The organism is Pseudomonas sp. MF08831, assembly GCF_059862645.1.
Genome location: NZ_JCBCUX010000033.1, coordinates 1 through 4,112, shown reverse-complemented (window position 1 = coordinate 4,112; position 4,112 = coordinate 1). Strand labels below are relative to the sequence as shown.

The following is a 4,112-nucleotide window of genomic DNA, read 5'->3' as shown; positions in this document are numbered from 1 at the left end:
TTTCGGGGGAAAATCGACCGTCTCCACCAGGATAGAGGCTTTGGTAATGGCACAGTTTCTAGTGTGTCAGGTGGCGCTGGGTCAGGCTTGTGCTCCAGGAGGCGCATAGTTTGTTTTAGCTCTGCAACTTCCTCTCTAAGCGCCTTTAGTTCAGCCATGACTTGAGCAATTCCATCTGTGCCAATCACTGTGTCATGGTGTGCCGTTTTCTCAGGGATTGATTGTGCCACTGGCAGCAAAGCGCCATAGGCACGGATTAGCTCAGACGTCTCTAAACGACGAGCTTTATCACCCTCAGGCTCCCATGATAAGCGGCCTTTAGCCATATCCCGATAGAGCGTTCGACGGCTCTTTCCGGTCAGCTTTTGAGCTTCTTGGATGGTGTGCCACGCCATGTGTCACTTCTCCTTGATTTGATGTGCCACGTTACGCACTCGGCTCACGTGGTATGGCGGGCAGATCGGGTTCAACCAAGGCGGGCTGAGCTGGTGGCGGCATACCGTCACCGTGTGGCAATTGCATGTCACCAGGTGACAAAGCTGGTAATTGGCGCAGAGGAGGTCGGTTATCAGGAATCGGAGCCTCTTGCTCCTCTTCACTAACCAAGATCCGGGCGTCAAAAGCTGCGTAACGCTGATTTTCACGTTTATCGGCCCAAGCTACTCGGCGATTTACTACATAAGCATTTACGCCGCCTCGTTCACTACCGACGCGCACAACGTCGATCCAGCATTCATCCGTAAGGACGATTAGGGCACGCTTAATTGTGGCAACGCTAACCCCCATCAGTTTCCCCAATGTGCCCTGAGACGCCACCAACGCGCCACTACGGTCCATGTTTGCTACCAAAAGGTGTAGCAATGCCGCAGCCCTTGGCTGACGACCAATTAGAGCAGCCCACGCTTCATGTGCTGCTCGCTCTGTCTGTACCCATGTACCTCTGACACTACTCAATTCAGCCATTCGAGCCCTACCCAAGACAACACCGTTTTGACGCTACACCAGTTGGAAGATATATAACCATGCATGAGAGATATCTTACAAGCTTGATGGATATCGTTACTCAAATGAGCTAGGGGTAGCTCATCCTGGGTGAGCTAGGGGTAGCTCATCCTGGGTGAGCTACCCCACCATCGTAACATGCTGATTTTAAAGGCTTTTTTAATCGTGCTCTCTTATGATCTACACCGAGATACCCGCAAACGACTAGGTGGTGCCGCTTGCGGCACCGCTTGCGGTCTTGCAGGCTGCGATAAACGCAGCCGCCGACCTAGCACCGCGTTTTGCCTGATCTTTTGATGTCGCTTTGGAAGGAGTCAAAGACGATATGCGGTACCAAGTCCAGGTCGGGCTAAATCGCTGGTCGGGTGTTTTTTCCGGCCAGGGATTTAGAGCGGCCCGACAACGAGCGCAGCGAGGCGTCAGTAACTGATAGTTATCCAGGGAGTGAGCGAAGCGAGCGAGGTGGGTAACTGTCCCAAACACCGTGATCGTGCTCTTTGCCACGTAACGACGCAAAGCGTCGGGCGGCCTTTGGCCGCCTGCACTTGATTGTTTACAGATGATCGGTGTGTTTTAGAAAGCGTAAGGCAGGATCAAGCACCGCTCCAGTCGCTGTGCGCCCGACACACACCGCGTACGAGCTTTGGAACCAATACGGGCTGCTTCGCTCCTTCACGGTGCTGGCTACGCCCTGCGCGCTAAGCTTGCTTGCTAGACACTGAGAGGCTCCGCTTTATGCTGCCTATAGCTTCTCATCGTGCACGTGGGCGCTTTGAATCACTTATGTGTACAGATTGACTGTGGCTTACCGTTCAGGTCTCCAGCGCGGCCTGGCTTCGTTACACGCGGTACATGTCTGCACTTCCATGGTGAATGCTTTTGCCATTTGTACCTTTTGACTCTTGTACTTTTCCTATGGCCCTCCTATTGCTGCAGCAATAACGGTAGCAATAGGAAAACCAATAGAAAGACAAATAGGACATTCCGGCAAAAGCAGATCAATAGCGCGCCATCCCTTCGGTCTGTCGTGGCCGCCTTGCAGGACGCCCAAACCTTCCGGGGGAGCGCCCCGCAAGGCTTTTAGGGTTCCGACTCGCTCCGCGAGCCTCCACCCTCTTTCCTCCCCTGCGCCCTGGACGGGCTTGTCTCGAAAATTCACCCGCGTGCGCGCCCGGCAAAGCCGGACCACCCCGCTTTCTGAGACTTCGCGACGCATCGATGCGGGACTTTGTCCCTCCCTCTGCTGCTTCGGCTCGAAACCAGGGTGGTCCGGTTTCACCTGACGCGCACGCAAGCGGTGCGGCCTGATGCTTCGCACCCTGGTTTCGCCCTGGACGGGCTGCACCAGGGCAGAACGGAAAAATTTGGCCTGGGGGCTATTTTCCTCACCACCCTCGTGGGCTCGGGTAGCGTCTGTCAGGCTGCTCTCGTCGTCTTCGACGCCGGTTTATCAGAGCGGCTTTTGGCCGCTCTGGAAGCTGCTTTCAGCAGCCCAAAGCCCTCTGCGCTACCATGCGATTTTCGCCTGGGAGCAGTCATCATGCAGCGCCTCGCCAAACCATCTGATTACGTCCGACAAGAAGTTCTCGGCCAATCGACCTATGTGCTTTCCTGGGAGCCACGGCTATGTCCGGGTAACCCGACGGAAGATCCTGACCTCGGTGCGCAGCTTTATAACGACTTTGCCCAGGCTGAAGCCAATGGCGTGCAGCCTCGGTCGGCTGCGGAGGAGTTTGCTTACATTATCGAGTGGGCTATTGATATGCCGGGAGACCCCGCACAATGTCTAGCAGCTGATCTCGCCGCGGCCTACCAGGGCAAATACCAGTTTCGAATTGAGGATCTGGAGAGTTGGGATGTAGAAACCAAGGCGCATCGAGCCCATTTGGTTTTTCATAACGAGGACATTCGGATGCTTTCAGCGAAGGTCACTATGGCTTTGCGAGAGCGTGCCGGACGCTAATTGACTAGCAGGATGGAAATCTTGCAAAAATGTATAAACCAAGTGGTTGAGATTGGTTTCGTAGCTGTTCTGCTACGAAACCAATCTCAACATTTCAGCGTCTTTTTTTAGCTCCGCCCGGCTGATGCACGTCTTCCAAATCGATGATGGTAACGACACCAGTTTGGGGGTTATGACAATCAAAGGTGAGTCGCCAGTTGCCGTTGACCTCAAGCTCATAGCGATTTTGATGGCCTTCCAGAGACTTGCAGTCCTTGAGCTTGCCATAACCGCCCTTAATATCTGCGAGAGACTGAGCCGTGTGCAAATGAACCAGTAGCCTTCTCAAAACCTTTAGAAAATCTGCGTTCAGGCCAACGGTGGTCTTGCCTCCGCTGGCCCAGAAATTTCGCAACGGTTTGTGGACGATGTCCTTTTCTTCCTCAATCATATCTTAACTCCTAATAGTAATTATTAATTGGACTGCTTTTTTAGGAGCTTGTAGAATCAAAAACAACCCGACATACCCCGCCCACAATCTATTATACGATATAACTTGTTTTTAATCGTGTCAATAGCTATTCTCTATCCTTGAGAAAAAAGTTGCTTATTGCGCAACGCGTAATAAAGGAGATCCAATGATCACTATGCATCCCGGTGAGTATCTGGAGATGTCGTATGTGGAACCTTACGAAATCAAGCAAGCAGACCTAGCAGAAAGTTTAGGAGTTTCCACTGCTGCAATTTCAAGATTACTCGCCTGTAAGTCAGATCTTTCACCTGAAATGGCCGTTCGGCTGTCTCTTGTTTTTGATCGCTCGGCAGAGTCTTGGATGGCTCTTCAGTCTAATTTCAGCCTTGCCCAAGCGCGTGAGGCTGTCAAACCTACCGCCGTTAAGAAAATCGCGGGTCTTGAAGCTATCTTCGCCTAAGTCATAACCGATTTTGCTAAATCTGATCTTAAAAGGCCCGCTAACCAAGCGGGCTTTTTTGCGCCTTCTGGGCACCCTGCGCGAGCTGGCCTACGCAATGTCTTAGACCTTTCGGGGGAAAATCGACCGTCTCCACCAGGATAGAGGCTTTGGTAATGGCACAGTTTCTAGTGTGTCAGGTGGCGCTGGGTCAGGCTTGTGCTCCAGGAGGCGCATAGTTTGTTTTAGCTCTGCAA

Annotated in this window: 5 protein-coding genes; 3 read left to right on the top strand and 2 right to left on the bottom strand. The window is 52.7% G+C overall.

The window, feature by feature from the left end:
- Positions 1 to 395, bottom strand: a 395-nt coding sequence (locus AC19YS_RS31920; protein WP_500603533.1) for a hypothetical protein, incomplete at its 3' end; no start/stop codon positions are given.
- Between the two features lie 190 nt (positions 396 to 585).
- On the opposite strand from AC19YS_RS31920, the gene AC19YS_RS31915 reads away from it, so the two are divergent.
- Complete coding sequence (locus tag AC19YS_RS31915; RefSeq protein ID WP_500603532.1) at positions 586 to 753, top strand: hypothetical protein; 168 nt, start codon at positions 586 to 588, stop codon at positions 751 to 753.
- Positions 754 to 2,230: 1,477 nt separating this feature from the next.
- A complete protein-coding gene (locus tag AC19YS_RS31910; protein ID WP_176465012.1) occupies positions 2,231 to 2,965 on the top strand; it encodes a hypothetical protein in 735 nt (244 codons plus the stop codon).
- Between the two features lie 94 nt (positions 2,966 to 3,059).
- Here AC19YS_RS31910 and AC19YS_RS31905 read toward each other — a convergent pair whose 3' ends face one another.
- On the bottom strand, positions 3,060 to 3,395 hold the full coding sequence (locus AC19YS_RS31905) for a type II toxin-antitoxin system RelE/ParE family toxin (RefSeq protein ID WP_095024586.1): 336 nt from the start codon (positions 3,393 to 3,395) through the stop codon (positions 3,060 to 3,062).
- A gap of 187 nt (positions 3,396 to 3,582) precedes the next feature.
- Here AC19YS_RS31905 and AC19YS_RS31900 point away from each other — a divergent pair, with 187 nt between their 5' ends.
- Complete coding sequence (locus AC19YS_RS31900) at positions 3,583 to 3,876, top strand: HigA family addiction module antitoxin (RefSeq protein WP_095024587.1); 294 nt, start codon at positions 3,583 to 3,585, stop codon at positions 3,874 to 3,876.
- Positions 3,877 to 4,112: the final 236 nt, after the last annotated feature.